Annotated in this window: 17 protein-coding genes; 13 read left to right on the top strand and 4 right to left on the bottom strand. The window is 55.7% G+C overall.

Annotation, left to right across the window (positions count from 1 at the left end):
- The first annotated feature begins 25 nt into the window (after window positions 1-25).
- A complete protein-coding gene (metE, locus tag FOC35_RS07880; RefSeq protein ID WP_172568616.1) occupies window positions 26-2,287 on the top strand; it encodes a 5-methyltetrahydropteroyltriglutamate--homocysteine S-methyltransferase in 2,262 nt (753 codons plus the stop codon).
- 38 nt (window positions 2,288-2,325) lie between these two features.
- Here the strand turns inward: metE and FOC35_RS07875 are convergent, their stop codons facing one another.
- Entirely contained in the window at window positions 2,326-3,153 is an 828-nt protein-coding gene (locus tag FOC35_RS07875) for a dienelactone hydrolase family protein (RefSeq protein WP_172568615.1), read from the bottom strand.
- A 254-nt stretch (window positions 3,154-3,407) separates the two neighbouring features.
- Between FOC35_RS07875 and udp the strand changes: the two genes are divergently transcribed.
- The 10 genes from udp to hemB all read left to right on the top strand — a co-directional run bounded on the left by udp (window position 3,408) and on the right by hemB (window position 12,399).
- On the top strand, window positions 3,408-4,169 hold the full coding sequence (udp, locus tag FOC35_RS07870) for a uridine phosphorylase (protein WP_172568614.1): 762 nt from the start codon (window positions 3,408-3,410) through the stop codon (window positions 4,167-4,169).
- 146 nt (window positions 4,170-4,315) lie between these two features.
- A complete protein-coding gene (gene rmuC, locus FOC35_RS07865; protein WP_172568613.1) occupies window positions 4,316-5,749 on the top strand; it encodes a DNA recombination protein RmuC in 1,434 nt (477 codons plus the stop codon).
- A gap of 91 nt (window positions 5,750-5,840) precedes the next feature.
- A complete protein-coding gene (ubiE, locus tag FOC35_RS07860; RefSeq protein ID WP_016539014.1) occupies window positions 5,841-6,611 on the top strand; it encodes a bifunctional demethylmenaquinone methyltransferase/2-methoxy-6-polyprenyl-1,4-benzoquinol methylase UbiE in 771 nt (256 codons plus the stop codon).
- Between the two features lie 14 nt (window positions 6,612-6,625).
- Window positions 6,626-7,231, top strand: a complete 606-nt coding sequence (locus FOC35_RS07855; RefSeq protein ID WP_172568612.1) for an SCP2 domain-containing protein — start codon at window positions 6,626-6,628, stop codon at window positions 7,229-7,231.
- A complete protein-coding gene (gene ubiB / locus FOC35_RS07850; protein WP_172568611.1) occupies window positions 7,228-8,868 on the top strand; it encodes a ubiquinone biosynthesis regulatory protein kinase UbiB in 1,641 nt (546 codons plus the stop codon). Before FOC35_RS07855 ends, ubiB begins: the two co-directional genes overlap by 4 nt.
- Window positions 8,869-8,945: 77 nt before the next feature.
- The gene (tatA, locus tag FOC35_RS07845; protein ID WP_016539017.1) at window positions 8,946-9,200 is read left to right on the top strand and encodes a twin-arginine translocase TatA/TatE family subunit; all 255 of its coding nucleotides are present in this window, start codon (window positions 8,946-8,948) and stop codon (window positions 9,198-9,200) included.
- A gap of 3 nt (window positions 9,201-9,203) precedes the next feature.
- On the top strand, window positions 9,204-9,752 hold the full coding sequence (gene tatB / locus FOC35_RS07840) for a Sec-independent protein translocase protein TatB (RefSeq protein ID WP_172568610.1): 549 nt from the start codon (window positions 9,204-9,206) through the stop codon (window positions 9,750-9,752).
- Between the two features lie 2 nt (window positions 9,753-9,754).
- Window positions 9,755-10,534 (top strand): Sec-independent protein translocase subunit TatC, encoded by a 780-nt coding sequence (gene tatC / locus FOC35_RS07835; protein WP_016539019.1) that lies wholly within the window; start codon window positions 9,755-9,757, stop codon window positions 10,532-10,534.
- A gap of 45 nt (window positions 10,535-10,579) precedes the next feature.
- Window positions 10,580-11,380: a 3'-5' ssDNA/RNA exonuclease TatD gene (tatD, locus tag FOC35_RS07830; RefSeq protein ID WP_172568609.1), complete on the top strand. Its 801-nt coding sequence runs from the start codon at window positions 10,580-10,582 to the stop codon at window positions 11,378-11,380.
- Window positions 11,377-12,399 carry a porphobilinogen synthase gene (gene hemB / locus FOC35_RS07825; RefSeq protein WP_172568608.1) on the top strand — a complete coding sequence of 341 codons (1,023 nt, stop codon included), beginning with the start codon at window positions 11,377-11,379 and terminating at the stop codon, window positions 12,397-12,399. Before tatD ends, hemB begins: the two co-directional genes overlap by 4 nt.
- A 36-nt stretch (window positions 12,400-12,435) precedes the next feature.
- On the opposite strand, the gene rfaH is transcribed toward hemB, so the two are convergent.
- Window positions 12,436-12,924: a transcription/translation regulatory transformer protein RfaH gene (gene rfaH / locus FOC35_RS07820; RefSeq protein ID WP_039899059.1), complete on the bottom strand. Its 489-nt coding sequence runs from the start codon at window positions 12,922-12,924 to the stop codon at window positions 12,436-12,438.
- 178 nt (window positions 12,925-13,102) lie between these two features.
- Between rfaH and ubiD the strand changes: the two genes are divergently transcribed.
- Together ubiD and fre are read left to right on the top strand one after the other, a co-directional pair.
- Complete coding sequence (gene ubiD, locus FOC35_RS07815; protein ID WP_172570336.1) at window positions 13,103-14,596, top strand: 4-hydroxy-3-polyprenylbenzoate decarboxylase; 1,494 nt, start codon at window positions 13,103-13,105, stop codon at window positions 14,594-14,596.
- Between the two features lie 47 nt (window positions 14,597-14,643).
- Entirely contained in the window at window positions 14,644-15,345 is a 702-nt protein-coding gene (fre, locus tag FOC35_RS07810) for an NAD(P)H-flavin reductase (protein ID WP_172568607.1), read from the top strand.
- A 119-nt stretch (window positions 15,346-15,464) separates the two neighbouring features.
- Here the strand turns inward: fre and fadA are convergent, their stop codons facing one another.
- Both fadA and fadB read right to left on the bottom strand, forming a co-directional pair.
- Window positions 15,465-16,628 (bottom strand): acetyl-CoA C-acyltransferase FadA, encoded by a 1,164-nt coding sequence (fadA, locus tag FOC35_RS07805; RefSeq protein WP_172568606.1) that lies wholly within the window; start codon window positions 16,626-16,628, stop codon window positions 15,465-15,467.
- 9 nt (window positions 16,629-16,637) lie between these two features.
- The gene (gene fadB / locus FOC35_RS07800) at window positions 16,638-18,827 is read right to left on the bottom strand and encodes a fatty acid oxidation complex subunit alpha FadB (protein ID WP_172568605.1); all 2,190 of its coding nucleotides are present in this window, start codon (window positions 18,825-18,827) and stop codon (window positions 16,638-16,640) included.
- Window positions 18,828-19,002 lie beyond the last annotated feature (175 nt).

The raw sequence follows: 19,002 nt of genomic DNA, 5'->3' as shown, positions 1-19,002 counted from the left end.
CATCGAACCGAATAGAGGAAACACCATGACAATCCATAACCACACCCTCGGGTTCCCTCGCGTCGGCCTCAAGCGCGAGCTGAAAAAAGCACAAGAAAGCTACTGGGCAGGCAATACCTCCCGCGAAGAATTACTGGCGGTTGGCCGCGAACTGCGTGCCCGCCACTGGGACCAACAAAAACAGGCTGGCGTTGAGCTGCTTCCGGTGGGCGATTTCGCCTGGTACGACCATGTTCTGACCACCAGCCTGCTGCTCGGTAACGTGCCGGCTCGTCATCAGAGCAAAGATGGCAGCGTAGATATCGACACCCTGTTCCGTATTGGCCGCGGCCGCGCACCGACCGGTGAACCGGCTGCCGCCGCTGAAATGACCAAGTGGTTCAACACTAACTACCATTACATGGTGCCGGAATTCACCAAAGGCCAGCAGTTCAGACTCACCTGGACCCAACTGCTGGAAGAAGTGGATGAAGCGCTGGCGCTGGGCCATAAAGTGAAGCCTGTGCTGCTGGGGCCGGTAACTTACCTCTGGCTTGGCAAAGTGAAAGGCGAGCAGTTTGACCGCCTCAGCCTGCTGAAAGATATCCTGCCGGTGTACCAGCAGGTGCTGGCCGAGCTGGGAAGACGCGGCGTTGAATGGGTACAAATTGACGAACCTGCGCTGGTTCTTGAACTGCCGCAGGCATGGTTAGATGCCTTTAAACCGGCCTATGACGCGCTGACCGGCCAAGTTAAGCTGCTGCTGACTACTTACTTCGAAGGCGTTGGCCCGAACCTGAACACCATCACCGCGCTGCCGGTGCAGGGCCTGCACGTAGACTTCGTGCACGGTAAAGACGACGTGAACGAAATCCACAAGAAGCTGCCTGCTGACTGGCTGCTGTCCGCCGGAGTAATCAACGGTCGTAACGTATGGCGTGCTGACCTGACCGAGAAATACGCGCAGCTTAAAGCGCTGGTGGGCAAGCGTGACCTGTGGGTGGCTTCTTCTTGCTCCCTGCTGCACAGCCCAATCGACCTGAGCGTGGAGACTCGTCTGGATGCGGAAGTGAAGAGCTGGTTTGCCTTCGCCCTGCAAAAGTGTGCCGAACTGTCTCTCCTGACCGAAGCTCTGAACAGCGGCGACACCGCTAAAATTGCCGAGTGGAGTGCGCCGATTCAGGCTCGCCGTAATTCTAAACGCGTACATAATGCCGCCGTTGGCGAGCGTCTGGCGCAGGTAACGGCTCAGGATAGCCAGCGTCAGAGCAGCTATAACGCCCGTGCCGTTGCCCAGCGCGCGCGCTTTAACCTGCCGGCATGGCCAACGACGACCATCGGTTCCTTCCCGCAAACCACTGAGATTCGCGGCCTGCGCCTGGACTTCAAGAAGGGGAATCTGGACGCTAACAACTATCGCACCGGCATTGCCGAACACATTAAGCAGGCGATTATCGAGCAGGAACGCCTGGGGCTGGACGTGCTGGTACACGGCGAAGCCGAGCGTAACGACATGGTTGAATACTTCGGTGAGCACCTGGATGGCTTCGTATTCACCCAAAACGGCTGGGTACAGAGCTACGGTTCCCGCTGTGTTAAGCCGCCGGTTGTTATCGGCGATATCAGCCGCCCTGAGCCAATTACCGTTGAGTGGGCTAAGTATGCGCAGTCCCTGACCGACAAACCGGTTAAAGGCATGCTGACCGGGCCTGTAACCATCCTCTGCTGGTCTTTCCCGCGTGAAGATGTGTCTCGCGAGACTATCGCTAAGCAGATTGCGCTGGCGCTGCGCGATGAAGTGGCGGACCTCGAAGAAGCGGGTATCGGCATCATTCAGATTGATGAACCGGCCCTGCGCGAAGGCTTACCGCTGCGCCAGTCCGACTGGCAGGCTTATCTGGAGTGGGGCGTTGAGGCCTTCCGCCTGAACGCCGCCGTGGTGCGAGATGACACCCAGATCCACACCCACATGTGTTACTGCGAGTTCAACGACATCATGGACTCCATTGCGGCGCTGGATGCGGACGTTATCACCATCGAAACCTCGCGCTCAGATATGGATCTGCTGGAGTCGTTCAAAGAGTTCGAATACCCGAACGAAATTGGGCCGGGCGTTTACGACATCCACTCCCCGAACGTGCCTGATGTGGAATGGATCGAGGCCCTGCTAAAGAAAGCGGCTGAGTCTGTCCCTTCAGAACGCCTGTGGGTTAACCCAGACTGCGGCCTGAAAACACGCGGCTGGCCGGAAACCCGCGCGGCGCTGGCTAATATGGTGAAAGCGGCGCAGAACCTGCGTAACGAATAATCCAAAAAAACAAAGCGGGGGCATTTAGCCCCCGTTTCTTACTTCCTTACCCCATAGCGCTTAAACCACGCCAGCATTCGCTCCCAGCCATCCTTCGCCGACTCCTCATGATAGCTCGGGCGATAGTCCGCATTAAAAGCATGGCCCGCTTCCGGGTAAACTATGATTTCAGCATTGGCATTGGCCGCGCGTAAAGCCTGGCGCATGCTTTCAACGCTCTCCTGTGAAATGCCGGTATCCTGGCCGCCATAAAGTCCGAGAACTGGCGCATTAAGATTGATGGCGATATCGACCGGGTGATGCGGAGAGTTCATCGTTTTCTCGCCAGTCAGCTTGCCGTACCAGGCCACTGCGGCTTTAAGCTGCGGGTTATGCGCCGCGTACAGCCATGCTATGCGCCCGCCCCAGCAAAAGCCGGTGACCATCAGGCGGTGGGCGTCGCCGCCGTTGCGTGAAGCCCAGCTGGCTACGTGGTCGAGATCGCCCAACACCTGGCTGTCCGGTACTTTAAAGACCAGGCCGCTTAGCAACGTGGGGATATCGGCGAAATCTCCCGGCTCGCCCTGGCGAAAATAAAGTTCGGGGGCGATGGCCAGATAGCCCTCGAGGGCCAGACGGCGGCAGACATCACGGATATATTCATGTACGCCAAAGATTTCCTGAATAACGATAACTACCGGCAGCGGGCCGTCGGCGTTTTTGGGCCTGGCATGGTAAGCAGGCATGTTGTCGCCCTGGCTTGGAATAGATGTTTCCCCGCACTGGATTGCTTCCTCCGGAGTGGAAACGACGGTAGAGGCAACGGGGGAGGCCGCCGGTGCGAAGCCTTCGCCCGGTGTGTTATGTGTTGTTTGCTTTTGTTTCATGGTTTTCTCCGAACCAGCATTAGCGCAGTGTGATAACTATAGCCAGGATTAGTAACAAATCTGGTCGGCAAAAAACGCGAGCAATGGACAAAAAACAGGCCGATCGTCCTTTATGTGTGATGTGAATCACTACTGTGAATACAAATAATGTAATTTGTTTCATTCAAAGTGAGCGTCATCACGAAATTATGCTCAGGGGTTCTGTAAAGTACCGCTTTGCTTCTCCTGAAACCTACTCTACAGAGGAGTCTGTTATGTCCAAGTCTGATGTTTTCCATCTCGGCCTCACCAAAAATGACCTCGAAGGGGCTACGCTTGCGATTGTCCCGGGCGATCCTGAGCGTGTGGAAAAAATCGCCGCGCTGATGGATAAGCCGGTTAAGCTGGCTTCCCACCGTGAATTCACTTCCTGGCGTGCTGAACTGGACGGCAAGCCGGTTATCATCTGTTCTACCGGTATCGGCGGCCCTTCTACTTCTATCGCGGTTGAAGAACTGGCGCAGCTGGGTATTCGTACCTTCCTGCGCGTGGGCACGACCGGCGCCATTCAGCCAAATATCAACGTGGGTGAGGTGCTGGTGACAACCGCCTCCGTTCGCCTCGACGGTGCCAGCCTGCACTTTGCGCCGATGGAATACCCGGCAGTGGCAGACTTCGCTTGTACTACCGCGCTGGTGGAGGCCGCTAAGGCCGTGGGCGCAACCACCCACATCGGCGTGACCGCTTCTTCAGACACCTTCTATCCGGGCCAGGAGCGCTATGACACGCTGTCCGGCCGCGTAGTGAGCCGCTTTAAAGGCTCCATGAAGGAGTGGCAGGAGATGGGCGTGATGAACTACGAAATGGAATCCGCAACTCTGCTGACTATGTGTTCCAGCCAGGGCCTGCGTGCGGGGATGGTTGCCGGGGTAATCGTGAACCGTACCCAGCAAGAGATCCCGAACGCTGAAACCATGAAGAAAACCGAAAGCCACGCGGTAAAAATCGTGGTGGAAGCGGCACGCCGCCTGCTGTAGTTTTCCCCTCATGATGTCAAAGAGCCGGCGCTTGCCGGCTTTTTTTATGCTTTGCGCACCTCCTTCCGGAAAATCCCTTTTCATCTGGACATTTATACAGCAGAATTTTACCGTGCAGCTGTTAGCGATGGTTTCTGGGGGGAAGCATGGATATTTCACTGTTGTTTGGGCTGGGTATTGGGCTGGTCGGCTTATTAACCGGCTGGCTGCTCGCGAGCTTGCGTGCGGCTCAGCGCCGGGCGCTATTGCATGAAGAACAGCGTGAAATCTATGGCGAGCTGGCTGCGGCACGGCAAGAGCTACAACAGAGCCAGCACTGGCGGGAAGAGTGCGAGCAGCTCAACAGTGAAGTCCGTGCCCAAATGGAGATCAACAGCGGGCAGGAGGCGGATATCCGCGAGCTGACCACGCTGCTGGAGCAAACCCGGCTGAATGCCGAAGACAAACATCGCCAGATGCTCAACAGCGAGCAGCGCCTGAATGAACAGTTCGAAAATCTGGCTAACCGCATCTTCGAGCAGAGCGGGCGCAAGGTGGAAGAGCAAAATCGCCAGAGCCTGAACTTACTGCTGTCGCCGCTGCGTGAACAGCTGGACGGTTTCCGCCGCCAGGTGCAGGAAAGCTTTGGCCAGGAAGCGCGTGAGCGCCATACGCTAACTCACGAAATCAGGAACCTACAGCAGCTTAATGCACAAATGGCGCAGGAAGCCCTGAACCTGACAAAAGCGCTGAAGGGCGATAATAAAACCCAGGGCAACTGGGGCGAAGTGGTGCTAACTCGCGTACTTGAAGCTTCCGGCCTGCGTGAAGGGCATGAATACCAGACCCAGGTAAATATCCAGCTGGAAAACAACAGCCGCATGCAGCCGGATGTGATAGTTCGCCTGCCGCAGGGCAAAGACGTAGTTATTGACGCTAAAATGACGCTGGTCGCCTACGAGCGCTATTTTAACGGTGAAGATGAGTTAACGCGTGAAAGCGCGCTGAGCGAGCACATCGCCGCCGTTCGCAACCATATCCGCCTGCTGGGCCGCAAAGATTATCAGCAGCTTCCGGGGCTGCGCTCCCTCGACTACGTGTTGATGTTTATTCCCGTCGAGCCCGCTTTCCTGCTGGCTATCGACCGTCAGCCCGAATTGATTAGCGAAGCGTTGAAAAACAATATTATGCTGGTCAGCCCAACGACGCTGCTGGTGGCGCTGCGCACCATCGCCAATTTATGGCGCTATGAGCATCAGAGCCGTAATGCCCAGCAGATTGCCGAGCGGGCTGGAAGGCTGTACGACAAGATGCGCCTGTTTGTTGACGATATGTCCGCCATCGGCCAGAGCCTCGATAAAGCGCAGGACAATTATCGCCAGGCGATGAAAAAACTTTCCTCCGGGCGTGGCAACATTCTGGTGCAGGCGGATGCCTTCCGCGGGCTTGGCGTTGAGGTTAAACGTGAGATTAATCCCGAATGGGTAGATAAGGCCCGTCAGGATGACGAAGATAACGCGGCGCGTCTTGGCCACGAAGACGAAGAGTCGGCAAGCGAGGTCAATGATTTAACGCCGCGACGGTCGGTTGGAGAGCGTTGAGCTAAGGTTTAGTCGCGCGGTTGAATCATAGGGCTTTAGCGCCCATTCTGTTACACTTCACGAACATTTTCTTGATTAAGCAGGCATTGAGATGGTTGACGAATCCCAGGAATCTAAGTCCCAGGAAACAACGCACTTTGGCTTCCGTACCGTAGCTAAAGAGCAAAAGGTCGATATGGTGGCGAATGTGTTCCACTCTGTTGCGGCAAAATACGATGTGATGAACGATTTAATGTCGTTCGGTATTCATCGCCTGTGGAAGCGCTACACGATTGACTGCAGCGGCGTACGCCGCGGCCAGCGCGTGCTCGATCTGGCGGGTGGCACCGGTGACCTGACGGCGAAGTTCTCGCGTCTGGTGGGTGAAACCGGCGAAGTCGTACTGGCGGATATCAACGACTCAATGCTGAAAATGGGGCGCGAAAAACTGCGCAACATCGGGATTGTCGGCAATGTAAGCTACGTTCAGGCCAACGCCGAAGCGCTGCCGTTCCCGGACAATACTTTTGACTGCATCACCATCTCCTTCGGTTTGCGTAACGTTACGGATAAAGACGCCGCGCTGCGCTCGATGTTCCGCGTGCTGAAGCCGGGCGGCCGCCTGCTGGTGCTGGAGTTCTCCAAACCTGCCTTTGAGCCGCTGAATAAAGCTTATGATGCTTATTCGTTCCACATTCTGCCGCGTATCGGCGAAATGGTGGCTCAGGACGGCGAAAGCTACCGTTATCTTGCGGAGTCCATCCGCATGCACCCTGACCAGGAAACGCTGAAGGCGATGATGGAAGAAGCCGGGTTTGAAAACACCACCTATTTCAATTTGACCGGCGGGATTGTTGCCCTGCACCGCGGTTATAAATTTTAACCAGGGGAGCATCGATGCCATTCACTCCGCTTATCACCGCCGGAATTGAGGGTGTGCTTAACACCTTCCTCTGGCGCGATCGCAGCCTCAAATCAGCGCGCCAGCGTCTTCAGGGCAAGACGCTTCGCGTAACGTTGAAAGAGATTTCTTCGCCGCTGGTGCTGGTGTTCAGTGAACAGCAGCTGGACGTCTTAAGCCAGTGGGAAGGTGAGGCGGACTGTAGCGTCACGACCCGCATCGGCGTGCTGCCTAAGCTGCGCGACCGCCAACAGCTCACCGCGCTTATCCGCAGCGGCGAGCTGGAAGTGGAGGGCGATATTCAGGTGGTACAAAACCTGGCTTCGTTGATGGATCTCGCGGAATTCGATCCTGCGGAGCTGCTGGCGCCGTATATCGGTGACATCGCGGCTGAAGGTATCAGCAAAGTGGCCCGTAACGGCGGTAAGCTGCTCAAAAAGGGTTTTAGCCGTAATCGGCAATACCTGGCTGAAACGCTTACCGAAGAGTGGCGCGTGGCGCCGGGGCAGCTGGAAGTGGCATGGTTCGCAGAGGAAACCGCAGCGCTGGCACGCTCGGTCGAAGCCTTTCGCGAGCGTCTGGACAAGCTGGAGGGCAAATGACGCCAGGAGAACTTCGTCGTCTTTACTTCATTGTCCGTATCTTCCTGAGCTATGGTCTCGATGAGCTAATCCCCAAAATTCGCCTTACGCTGCCGCTTCGAATCTGGCGGCGCTGCCTGTTCTGGATGCCAAATCGCCACCGCGACAAGCCGCTTGGCGAACGCCTGCGCCTTGCGCTGCAGGAGCTTGGGCCGGTGTGGATAAAGTTTGGTCAAATGCTCTCCACGCGCCGCGATCTCTTCCCGCCGGTGATTGCCGACCAGCTTGCGATGTTGCAGGACAGGGTTGCCCCGTTTGACGGCAAGCTCGCGCAGCAGCAGATAGAGCTGGCGATGGGCGGGATCCCGGTGGAAAGCTGGTTCGACGATTTTGACATTAAGCCGCTGGCTTCCGCCTCTATTGCTCAGGTGCATACCGCGCGCCTTAAAGAGAGCGGCAAAGAAGTGGTTATTAAGGTTATCCGCCCCGATATCCTGCCGGTGATTAAGGCGGATATGAAGCTTATCTACCGCCTCGCCCGCTGGGTTCCGCGCCTGCTGCCTGATGGCCGCCGTTTGCGCCCGCTCGAAGTGGTTCGCGAGTATGAAAAGACGTTGATCGACGAGCTAAACCTGCTGCGTGAAGCCGCGAACGCCATTCAGTTGCGGCGGAACTTCGAAAATAGCCCGATGTTGTATGTGCCTGAGGTTTACTCGGACTACTGTAGCGAAAACATGATGGTAATGGAGCGGATTTACGGTATCCCGGTTTCCGATACCGCCGCGCTTGAAGCCCAGGGCACCAACATGAAACTGCTCGCCGAGCGAGGCGTGCAGGTGTTCTTTACCCAGGTATTCCGCGACAGCTTTTTCCATGCGGATATGCATCCGGGGAATATCTTTGTCAGCTATGAGCACCCGGAAGATCCGAAGTATATCGGCATCGACTGCGGCATTGTCGGCTCACTCAACAAGGAAGATAAGCGCTATCTGGCGGAAAACTTTATCGCCTTCTTTAACCGCGATTATCGTAAAGTGGCCGAGCTGCATGTGGACTCAGGCTGGGTTCCGCCGGACACCAATGTTGAAGAGTTCGAGTTTGCCATTCGCACAGTTTGCGAGCCGATTTTTGAGAAACCGCTGGCGGAGATTTCGTTTGGTCACGTGCTGCTGAACCTGTTCAACACCGCGCGTCGCTTCAATATGGAAGTTCAGCCACAGCTGGTTTTACTGCAAAAGACGCTTTTATACGTTGAAGGGGTCGGTCGGCAGCTCTATCCACAGCTTGATTTGTGGAAAACGGCGAAACCTTTCCTGGAAAGTTGGATCAAAGATCAGGTGGGTATTCCTGCCCTGGTGAGAGCTTTTAAAGAAAAAGCGCCCTTCTGGGTGGAAAAAATGCCGGAGTTGCCGGAACTGGTGTACAACAGTTTGCGCCAGGGCAAGCAATTACAGCATAGCGTTGATAAAATTCAGCGCGACCTGCAACTTCATCACGTGCGGCAGGGACAGTCGCGTTATCTGTTCGGCATAGGCGCCACGCTGATTTTGAGCGGCACGCTGCTGCTCATCAATAAGCCGGAGTGGGCGTTGATGCCCGCCTGGCTGATGGCGGGCGGTATCGTCGTCTGGCTGATTGGCTGGCGGCGCTCTGCCTGAACTTTAATCGGAATTAACGGATGATTGCCGTATAATAGCGGCTCTCATTTCCTGAATATCTTTATACGGGAGTCGGTATGGGCATCAGTTGGCCACAATTGTTAATCATTGTTGTTATCGTTGTTTTATTGTTTGGCACCAAGAAACTGGGCTCTTTAGGCTCGGATCTCGGCGCATCAATCAAAGGCTTCAAAAAAGCCATGGGCGATGATGACAGCAAAGAGAAAGAAAATGGCGAGAAGGATGCTGATTTTGCAGCGAAATCCCTCTCTGAGAAACCGAGCGACGTGAAAAAAGACGAAGCTAAGAGCAACGATAAAGAGCAGGTATAAATCGTGTTCGACATTGGTTTTGGCGAACTGCTGCTGGTATTCGTGATTGGCCTCATTGTGCTGGGCCCCCAGCGGCTGCCGGTGGCGGTAAAAACGGTGGTGGGTTGGGTGCGCGCGCTGCGTTCACTCGCCACTACGGTGCAGAACGAACTCGCTCAGGAACTGAAGCTGCAGGAACTGCAGGACAGCCTGAAAAAGGTCGAGAAAGCCAGCATGGACAATCTGACGCCCGAGTTGAAGGCGTCGATGGACGAGCTGCGCCAGGCCGCCGAGTCGATGAAACGTTCCTATACCCAACACGATCCTGAAAAGAAAAGTGACGAAGCCCATACTATCCATAACCCGCTGGTGAAGGATGAGGAGCTAAGTCACGAAGGCGTGACGCCAGCCGCAGCGGCGCACCAGGCCAGCGCGCCTGACGTTGTTCCGCAGGAGCCTGCTCCTGAGCCTGCGGCGGCAGTAGAGCCGGCTGTGGTTGAACACCCGGTTAAACCTGCCCCGGAAGCCGCGCCCGTCGCGCCCTCAATGCAACCCCCGAGTGAAAAATCGTAATCATGGCTGTTGAAGATACCCAACCGCTCATCAGTCATCTGATAGAGCTGCGCAAGCGCCTGCTGAACAGCATGATTGCCGTGCTGGTGATTTTCCTGGCGCTGGTTTATTTTGCCAACGATATCTACCAGCTGGTTTCAGCTCCGCTGATCAAGCATATGCCGCTGGGGTCAACGATGATCGCGACGGACGTAGCGTCGCCGTTCTTTACCCCAATTAAGCTGACTATCTACGTCTCGGTGTGTTTGGCCGCGCCGGTCATCCTGTATCAGATCTGGGCCTTTATTGCTCCTGCGCTGTATAAACACGAACGTAAGATGGTGATGCCGCTGCTGTTCTCCAGCACGCTGCTGTTTTATATCGGCATCGCTTTTGCCTATTTCGTGGTCTTCCCGCTGGCCTTCGGCTTCCTGACCAAAACCGCGCCGATAGGGGTGGTGGTGTCAACGGACATCACTAAATACCTCGATTTTGTCATGGCGCTGTTTATGGCGTTTGGCGTCGCGTTTGAAGTCCCGGTAGCAATAATCCTGCTGTGCTGGATGGGCATTACTACGCCGGAATCTCTCAAGCAGAAGCGTCCTTATATTCTGGTTGGCGCTTTTGTTGTCGGGATGCTGTTAACGCCTCCGGACGTGTTCTCGCAAACGCTGCTGGCTATCCCGATGTACTGCCTGTTTGAAGTAGGCGTGTTCTTCTCTCGCTTCTACGTCGGCAAAGGCCGGGGGCAAGGCGAAGAAGACGAGCCTGAAGTTGAAGACGAGCGCTCTGAAAAAGAGTAATGATTAAAAGCCGCCCTCAGGGGCGGTTGTCGTTTGGAGGGACAAATGTTTGATATCGGCGTAAACCTTACCAGCTCGCAGTTTGCAAAAGACCATGCTGAAGTGGTTGCCCGCGCGAAGCAGGCTGGCCTGAGCGGTTTGATGCTGACCGGCACGAACCTCCACGAAAGCGAACAGGCGCTGCTTATGGCGCAGCAGTACGACAACTGCTGGTCCACGGCGGGCGTGCATCCGCATGATGCCAGCCAGTGGCAGGACAGCACCGCAGAGTCTCTTCGCAGGCTGGCCGCGGCGCCTCAGGTAGTCGCGATAGGTGAATGCGGCCTGGACTTTAACCGCAACTTTTCTACGCCTGCCGAGCAAGAGCGCGCTTTTACCGCTCAGCTTGCGCTGGCCGCAGAATTGATGATGCCGGTATTTTTGCACTGTCGCGATGCCCACGAGCGCTTTCTTGCCCTGCTTGATCCGTGGCTCGAACAGCTGCCCGGCGTCGTGCTGCACTGTTTTACAGGCACCGAAGCAGAGGCGCGTGATTGCCTGCTGCGCGGGCTATTTATCGGTATCACCGGCTGGATCTGTGATGAACGGCGTGGCCTGGCGCTGCGCGAACTGCTGCCGATTATTCCGGCCCAGCAACTGCTGCTGGAGACCGATGCTCCCTATTTGTTGCCCCGGGATCTACAACCAAAACCTGCGTCCCGCCGCAACGAACCCTGTTATCTGCCCCATATCCTGAATAAGGTAGCCGAGTGGCGCGGTGAAGATCCGGCCTGGCTTGCGCAGGTAACAGATGACAATGCTCGTCGGTTATTCCGACTGGGTTTTAACCAGGAGAAAGTTAAATGAGCTATGCATTTCCAGGTACGTTTCCCGGCCGCCGTATGCGCCGCGTACGCCGCCATGACTTCAGCCGCCGCCTGGTGGCCGAAAATCAGCTAACGGTAAACGACCTGATCTACCCTGTGTTTGTCATGGAAGGCCACAATCAGCAGCAGGAAGTGCCGTCGATGCCGGGCGTGTACCGCATGACCATCGACCAGCTGTTGAAAGAAGCTGAAGCGGTAGCGAAGCTGGGGGTGCCGGTGCTCTCCCTGTTCCCGGTTATTGAAAGCGACGGTAAATCACTGCATGCCGAGGAAGCGTACAACCCGAACGGGCTGGTACAGCGTGCCGTTCGTGCGCTGAAAGATGCTGTGCCGGAACTGGGACTGCTGACCGACGTAGCGCTCGACCCGTACACTACTCATGGCCAGGACGGCGTAATTGATGCCGACGGTTATGTCATTAACGACGTGACCCGTGAAATTCTGGTGCGCCAGGCGCTTTCCCACGCGGAAGCCGGAGCGGAGATTGTTGCGCCAAGCGACATGATGGACGGGCGTATCGGCGCCATTCGCGATCAATTGGAAGCCGATGGCTTCGTTAATACCCAGATTATGTCTTATGCCGCGAAATACGCCTCCTGCTATTACGGTCCGTTCCGCGATGCTATTGGTTCTTCGGGGAACCTGAAGGGCGGCAATAAGAAAACCTACCAGATGGACCCTGCCAACGGCGATGAAGCGCTGCAGGAAGTGGCGCAGGATCTGCAGGAAGGGGCTGATATGGTGATGGTTAAGCCGGGGATGCCGTATCTGGACGTGGTGCGCCGCGTAAAAGATACCTTCGGCGTAGCGACTTTTGCCTACCAGGTTTCCGGTGAATACGCGATGCATATGGCGGCAATTCAGAACGGCTGGCTGGCAGAGAAGCCCGCTATTCTGGAATCACTGATGTGCTTTAAGCGTGCCGGCGCCGATGGTGTGCTGACCTACTTCTCAAAACGTGTCGCCCAGTGGCTGCACGACGAGCAGATGCAGCGCTAGAAACAAAAAGGCCAGCATATGCTGGCCTTTTTACTGTTAAACCTTGCGGAAGTCGGTATTACGTACGCTTTGCCGTACCTGCTTATTTAACAGGTTAAGCAGCAGCATGGAGCGAGCTTCCCCGTCCGGCTCGGCAAAAATCGCCTGCAACCCTTCGAAAGCCCCCTCGGTAATCACCACGCTGTCGCCGGGATACGGCGTTTCCGGGTCGGTGATATTGTCCGCCTGGTAATGCATCAGCTCACAGATAACCTTTTCAGGCACCGTTGCCGGCTGTGCGCCAAAGCGAACAAAATGGCTGACGCCACGGGTCGAATGGACCGTGGTGGTATGAATAGATTCGGGGTCGAATTCGACAAAAAGATAGTTGGGGAACAAAGGCTCACTGACCGCAGTTCTTTTGCCACGCACCATTTTTTCCAGCGTGATCATTGGAGTAAGGCAATTCACCTCCTGGCGCTCAAGATGTTCTTTCGCACGCAGCAATTGGCCTCGTTTACAGTACAGAAGATACCAGGATTCCATAATTTCTCTTTCCACCCGCTCAAGCGCGCCAGAATAACAAAACGTCCCGCGCAGAGATAGACGACATTAGTATAACCTGGCTGTCGGCGGCGACCTGCGGCGGTTTCACGCTAATTTAACAAAAATACAGCATGGCGGCAGTGAAGTCCGTATAATGGCGGCAAAATCCGACGTCATGATAAATTGCATGAAATACCACGACCTACGCGAATTTCTTGCGCTGCTCGAGCAGCAGGGCGAACTCAAACGTATCGCATTGCCTGTCGATCCGAACCTGGAAATGACCGAGATTGCCGATCGCACTTTGCGGGCGGGCGGCCCGGCGCTGCTGTTTGAAAACCCGAAGGGCTACGACATGCCGGTGCTCTGCAACCTGTTTGGCACGCCAAAACGGGTGGCGATGGGCATGGGGCAGGATGATGTTTCTGCGTTACGTGAGGTGGGAAAACTTCTGGCGTTTCTCAAAGAGCCGGAGCCGCCGAAAGGCTTCCGCGATCTGTTCGATAAACTCCCTCAGTTTAAGCAAGTTTTAAATATGCCGACCAAACGGCTGCGCAACGCGCCTTGCCAGGAGCAGGTTTGGGAAGGCGATGAAGTTGACCTGAACCGCATTCCTATTATGCGCTGCTGGCCGGATGATGTTGCCCCGCTGATTACCTGGGGCCTGACGGTTACCCGCGGCCCTCATAAAGAGCGGCAAAATCTGGGCATTTATCGCCAGCAGCTGATTGGTAAAAATAAGCTGATCATGCGCTGGTTATCTCATCGCGGCGGCGCGCTGGACTTCCAGGAGTGGTGCGAAGCACACCCAGGCGAGCGTTTCCCGGTATCTGTCGCTCTCGGGGCAGACCCCGCAACGATTCTTGGTGCGGTTACGCCGGTGCCTGATACGCTTTCTGAATATGCCTTTGCCGGTTTGCTGCGTGGCACTAAAACCGAGGTCGTTAAATGTATTTCTAACGATCTTGAGGTGCCTGCAGGTGCGGAAATCGTGCTCGAGGGCTATATTGAGCCGGGTGAAATGGCGCCTGAAGGCCCTTACGGAGACCACACGGGCTACTACAATGAAGTGGATAGCTTCCCGGTGTTTACCGTGACGCATATTACCCAGCGTCAGGATGCGATTTATCATTCGACCTATACCGGGCGTCCGCCGGATGAACCTGCGGTCTTAGGCGTGGCGCTGAATGAAGTGCTGGTTCCTATTTTGCAAAAGCAGTTCCCGGAAATTATCGACTTCTATCTGCCCCCTGAAGGCTGCTCTTATCGCCTGGCGGTGGTGACGATTAAGAAACAGTATGCCGGGCACGCCAAGCGAGTCATGATGGGCGTCTGGTCATTCCTGCGCCAGTTTATGTACACCAAATTCGTTATCGTCTGCGATGACGATGTTAACGCCCGCGACTGGAATGATGTTATCTGGGCTATCACTACGCGTATGGACCCCTCCCGTGATACGGTACTGATTGATAACACACCAATAGATTATCTGGATTTTGCCTCGCCGGTTTCCGGGCTTGGCTCAAAAATGGGACTGGATGCCACCAATAAATGGCCAGGGGAAACCCAGCGTGAATGGGGACGTCCAATTAAAAAAGATGCCGAAGTTTGCGCTCGCATCGACGCCATCTGGGATGAACTGGCTATTTTTGATAAACACAAAGACGCCTGAGCGGCAGTCTATACGGTATAGCTTTATTGACCCGACAGAGGGGACGCATGACAACCTTAAGCTGTAAAGTGACCTCGGTAGAAGCGATAACCGATACGGTATATCGCGTTCGATTGCTGCCGGAAGCAGAATTCTCATTCCAGGCCGGGCAGTATTTGATGGTGGTGATGGACGAGCGGGACAAGCGCCCGTTCTCTATGGCATCCACGCCGAGCGAACATGAGTTTATCGAGCTGCATATCGGTGCATCTGAACTCAACCTCTACGCCATGGCGGTGATGGAACGTATTCTGAAGCAGCAGGAAATCCTGGTAGATATGCCCCACGGTGATGCCTGGCTGCGAGAAGATGAAAGCCGGCCGCTGATCCTGATTGCCGGTGGCACCGGTTTCTCCTACGTTCGCTCTATTCTGCTGACGGCGCTGGCCCGTAATCCGCAGCGTGAAATTGCTATCTACTGGGGCGGGCGTGAAGAGAAGCATCTTTATGACTTGTCCGAGCTTGAGGGGCTGACGCTCAAGCATGAGAACCTGCGCGTTGAGGCGGTGGTTGAGCAGCCTGAGGAAGGCTGGCGTGGCCGCAGCGGCACGGTTCTTACCGCGGTGATGCAGGACTACGATTCATTAAGCGGGCACGATATTTATATTGCTGGCCGTTTTGAGATGGCAAAAATCGCCCGTGACCTGTTCTGCAATGAGCGCGGTGCGCTGGCTGAACACATGTTTGGTGATGCTTTCTCGTTTATCTGAGATAGGCCGCAGGTAAGCTAAGCCACCGCTTCGTCGGTGGTTTTTTTATTTCTGCACCATAAAAAAACCCGCCCCTGACAGGCGGGAAACACGGCAACTAAACTCGGCTAAGTTTTTTATTAAACGCGTTCAAACACGGTTGCGATGCCCTGACCCAGACCAATACACATGGTCGCAAGGCCAAACTGCGCATCGCGGCGCTCCATCAGGTTTATCAGCGTCGTGCTGATACGTGAACCGGAGCAGCCCAGCGGGTGACCCAGAGCAATAGCCCCGCCGTTCAGGTTAATCTTCTCGTCGATCTTATCCATCAGCCCCAGATCTTTAATGCACGGAAGGATCTGCGCGGCAAAGGCTTCGTTCATCTCAAACAGGTCGATGTCCTGGGCGGTTAGCCCGGCTTTTTTCAGCGCCAGTCTTGATGCCGGGACCGGACCATAGCCCATAATGGATGGGTCACAGCCGACCACCGCCATGGAACGGACGCGAGCGCGTATTTTCAGCCCCAGTTCTTTAGCGCGCGATTCGCTCATCAGCAGCATGGCCGAAGCCCCGTCGGATAATGCTGACGAAGTCCCTGCGGTGACGGTGCCGTTGACCGGATCAAACGCTGGCTTCAGCGCGGCAAGACCTTCGACGGTGGTTTCCGGGCGGATAACCTCGTCGAAGTCATAGCGCTTCAGCACGCCGTCGGCATCGTGGCCAGTGGTAGGCATGATTTCGTTTTTGAAATGGCCTGCTTCGGTGGCGGCCCAGCCGCGCTGGTGAGAGCGAGCGGCAAACTGATCCTGCATTTCACGGCTGATACCGTGCAGGCGGGAGAGCATTTCAGCCGTCAGGCCCATCATTCCGGCGGCCTTAGCAACGTTGCGGCTCATGCCCGGGTGAAAGTCAACGCCGTGGTTCATCGGCACATGGCCCATATGCTCCACGCCGCCAATCAGGCAGGCATGTGCATCGCCGGTTTGGATCATGCGTGCCGCGTCGTGCAGCGCCTGCATTGAGGAGCCGCAAAGGCGGTTTACCGTCACAGCGGGAACCGAATGCGGGATTTCAGCCAGCAGTGAAGCATTACGGGCAATATTAAAGCCCTGCTCAAGGGTCTGTTGCACGCAGCCCCAGTAGATGTCATCCAGCGCCGCAGCTTCCAGAGCCGGGTTGCGGGAAAGAATACTGCGCATCAGATGCGCCGACAGATCCTCGGCACGCACGTTGCGGAACGCGCCTCCTTTGGAGCGACCCATCGGCGTACGGATGGCATCAACAATAACAACCTTTTCCATAATCACTCCTCAGGCGCTTTTCAGGTCACTGGCCGGGCGGGCTGGCTCGACCGGGGGATAGTACGGCTCATTGCGTGAAGCTTTCGCTTTCAGGCCCTCAGGCACGGCATACAGCGGGCCGAGGTTTTCATATTGTTGCGCCATATCGAAATATTTCGCACTGCCCAGCGTATCCAGCCAGCGGAATGCGCCGCCGTGGAACGGAGGGAAGCCAAGGCCGTAAACCAGAGCCATATCGGCTTCTGCCGGGCTGGCGATAACGCCTTCCTCGAGGCAGCGCACAACTTCGTTAACCATTGGGATCATCATGCGGGCGACAATCTCTTCGTCGGTAAAGCTGCGCTTCGGCTGGCTGACTTCTGCCAGCAGGCTATCAACGGTTTCGTCCTGCTCTTTACGCGGTTTACCTTTGCTGTCTTCTTTAAAGCGGTAGAAGCCATGCTGGGTTTTCTGCCCGTAGCGCCCGGCGTCGAACAGGACGTCAATGGCGTCACGGTAATCTTTGCTCATGCGCTGCGGGAAACCGGCGGCCATGACTGCCTGTGCGTGGTGCGCGGTATCAATCCCGACAACGTCCAGCAGATAAGCCGGGCCCATTGGCCAGCCAAACTGTTTCTCCATGACCTTGTCGATTTGGCGGAAGTCAGCGCCGTCGCGCAGCAGCTGGCTAAAGCCTGCAAAGTAAGGGAACAGAACGCGGTTAACAAAGAAGCCCGGGCAGTCGTTAACCACAATCGGGGTTTTGCCCATTTTACTTGCCCATGCCACGACTTTAGCGACGGTCGCTTCTGAGGTCTTCTCTCCGCGAATGACTTCAACCAGCGGCATACGATGAACAGGGTTAAAGAAATGCATGCCGCAGAAGTTTTCCGGGCGTTTCAGAGCGTTTGCCAGTTCGCTGATTGGAATGGTCGAGGTGTTTGAAGCCAGGACGGTATCGGCACGAACTTTATCTTCGGTCTCGGCCAGCACCGCTTTTTTCACTTTCGGATTTTCTACAACCGCTTCTACCACAACATCCACGCGATCGAACCCGGCGTATTCCAGCGTTGGCTGAATAGTCGCGATGATTTGAGCCAGCTTCAGGCCGTCAATTTTGCCGCGTTCCAGCTGTTTGTTCAGCAACTTGCCCGCTTCGTTGATGCCCAGAGCCAGAGACTTCTCATTAATATCCTTCATTAACACCGGCAAGCCTTTCCAGGCCGACTGGTAAGCGATGCCGCCGCCCATAATTCCGGCACCAAGCACCGCGGCGTGCTTAGGTGTTTCGATATCTTTGGTCAGCTTTTTCGCCTGGCTTTTAACGAACTGGTCATTAAGGAAAATGCCGACCAGCGCGCGTGCTTCGTTAGAACGAGCCAGCGGGACGAAGCTTTGGGTTTCAAGTTTTAGCGCTTCGTCGCGGCCCAAACCAGCGGCTGCTTCGATAGTTTTTACCGCGGTCATCGGGGCCGGATAATGCTTCCCGGCAATCCGTGCAACCATGCCTTTGGCAATGGTGAAGCTCATACCGGCTTCGATTTTGCTTAAGTGCAGCGGCTCAAGTTTTGGCGCACGGCGAGCCTTCCAGTCCAGCTCGCCTTTAATAGCCTGGCGCAGAATGGCGAGCGCGCCATCACGCAGTTTTTCGTTTTTAACGATACCGTCGACCAGGCCGATTTTTTGCGCTTCTACTGCACCGACATCTTTACCGGCGGTGATTATCTCGAGCGCGCTGTCTGCACCCAGAAGGCGCGGCAGGCGAACGGAGCCGCCAAAGCCCGGCATGATCCCGAGTTTAGTTTCCGGCAGGCCGATACGGGTATCCGGCGTCGCCAGGCGGAAGTCGGTCGCCAGCACACATTCGCATCCGCCGCCCAGCGCGTAGCCATTGACGGCGGCGATGGTCGGAACCGGCAAATCTTCCAGTCGGTTAAACACGCTATTAGCGAATTGCAGCCAGTGGGTCAGCTGTTCGGCAGGAACCAGGAACAGCGATAAAAATTCGGTAATATCAGCGCCGACGATAAAGGCGGATTTGCTTGAGCTTAGCAGCAGACCTTTGAGGTTTGGCTGCTTTTCAAGCACGGCCAGCGCTTCGCCGAGGCTGGCGACGGTTGCCGTGTCCAGCTTGTTGACGGAGCCGGGAGCATCGAACACCAGTTCGGCGATGCCGTCTTCCAGCCAGTCGAGATGTAGGGTTTCACCTTGGTAGAGCATGTCAGTCTCCTGAATCCAGCAATGGGATCTGGTCGTACCAGATGAAGCGGAGTGTGGAATTGATGTTAATGAAATGCAAATTTCTGTTTAAATATTTGCTAACAGGATCACAGGTGGCGGAAATAACTCGGCTGTTTTACCGGTGTGCTAAGATGCGTGGCGAACAGGTAAAAAA

Origin of the sequence: Cedecea sp. FDAARGOS_727, from assembly GCF_012273235.1 — a bacterium.
Taxonomy (GTDB): domain Bacteria; phylum Pseudomonadota; class Gammaproteobacteria; order Enterobacterales; family Enterobacteriaceae; genus Cedecea; species Cedecea davisae.
Note: the sequence above shows the minus strand (reverse complement) of the source record. Positions and strands in the feature narration are given on the sequence as shown.

Excerpts from the sequence above, each read along its gene's own strand:
- udp (WP_172568614.1), top strand. The coding sequence starts at position 3,408 with ATGTCCAAGTCTGATGTTTTCCATCTCGGCCTCACCAAAAATGACCTC.
- FOC35_RS07875 (WP_172568615.1), bottom strand. The coding sequence starts at position 3,153 with ATGAAACAAAAGCAAACAACACATAACACACCGGGCGAAGGCTTCGCA.
- rmuC (WP_172568613.1), top strand. The coding sequence starts at position 4,316 with ATGGATATTTCACTGTTGTTTGGGCTGGGTATTGGGCTGGTCGGCTTA.
- tatA (WP_016539017.1), top strand. The coding sequence starts at position 8,946 with ATGGGCATCAGTTGGCCACAATTGTTAATCATTGTTGTTATCGTTGTT.
- fre (WP_172568607.1), top strand. The coding sequence starts at position 14,644 with ATGACAACCTTAAGCTGTAAAGTGACCTCGGTAGAAGCGATAACCGAT.
- rfaH (WP_039899059.1), bottom strand. The coding sequence starts at position 12,924 with ATGGAATCCTGGTATCTTCTGTACTGTAAACGAGGCCAATTGCTGCGT.
- hemB (WP_172568608.1), top strand. The coding sequence starts at position 11,377 with ATGAGCTATGCATTTCCAGGTACGTTTCCCGGCCGCCGTATGCGCCGC.
- tatD (WP_172568609.1), top strand. The coding sequence starts at position 10,580 with ATGTTTGATATCGGCGTAAACCTTACCAGCTCGCAGTTTGCAAAAGAC.
- tatC (WP_016539019.1), top strand. The coding sequence starts at position 9,755 with ATGGCTGTTGAAGATACCCAACCGCTCATCAGTCATCTGATAGAGCTG.
- metE (WP_172568616.1), top strand. The coding sequence starts at position 26 with ATGACAATCCATAACCACACCCTCGGGTTCCCTCGCGTCGGCCTCAAG.
- ubiE (WP_016539014.1), top strand. The coding sequence starts at position 5,841 with ATGGTTGACGAATCCCAGGAATCTAAGTCCCAGGAAACAACGCACTTT.
- fadA (WP_172568606.1), bottom strand. The coding sequence starts at position 16,628 with ATGGAAAAGGTTGTTATTGTTGATGCCATCCGTACGCCGATGGGTCGC.
- FOC35_RS07855 (WP_172568612.1), top strand. The coding sequence starts at position 6,626 with ATGCCATTCACTCCGCTTATCACCGCCGGAATTGAGGGTGTGCTTAAC.
- ubiB (WP_172568611.1), top strand. The coding sequence starts at position 7,228 with ATGACGCCAGGAGAACTTCGTCGTCTTTACTTCATTGTCCGTATCTTC.
- fadB (WP_172568605.1), bottom strand. The coding sequence starts at position 18,827 with ATGCTCTACCAAGGTGAAACCCTACATCTCGACTGGCTGGAAGACGGC.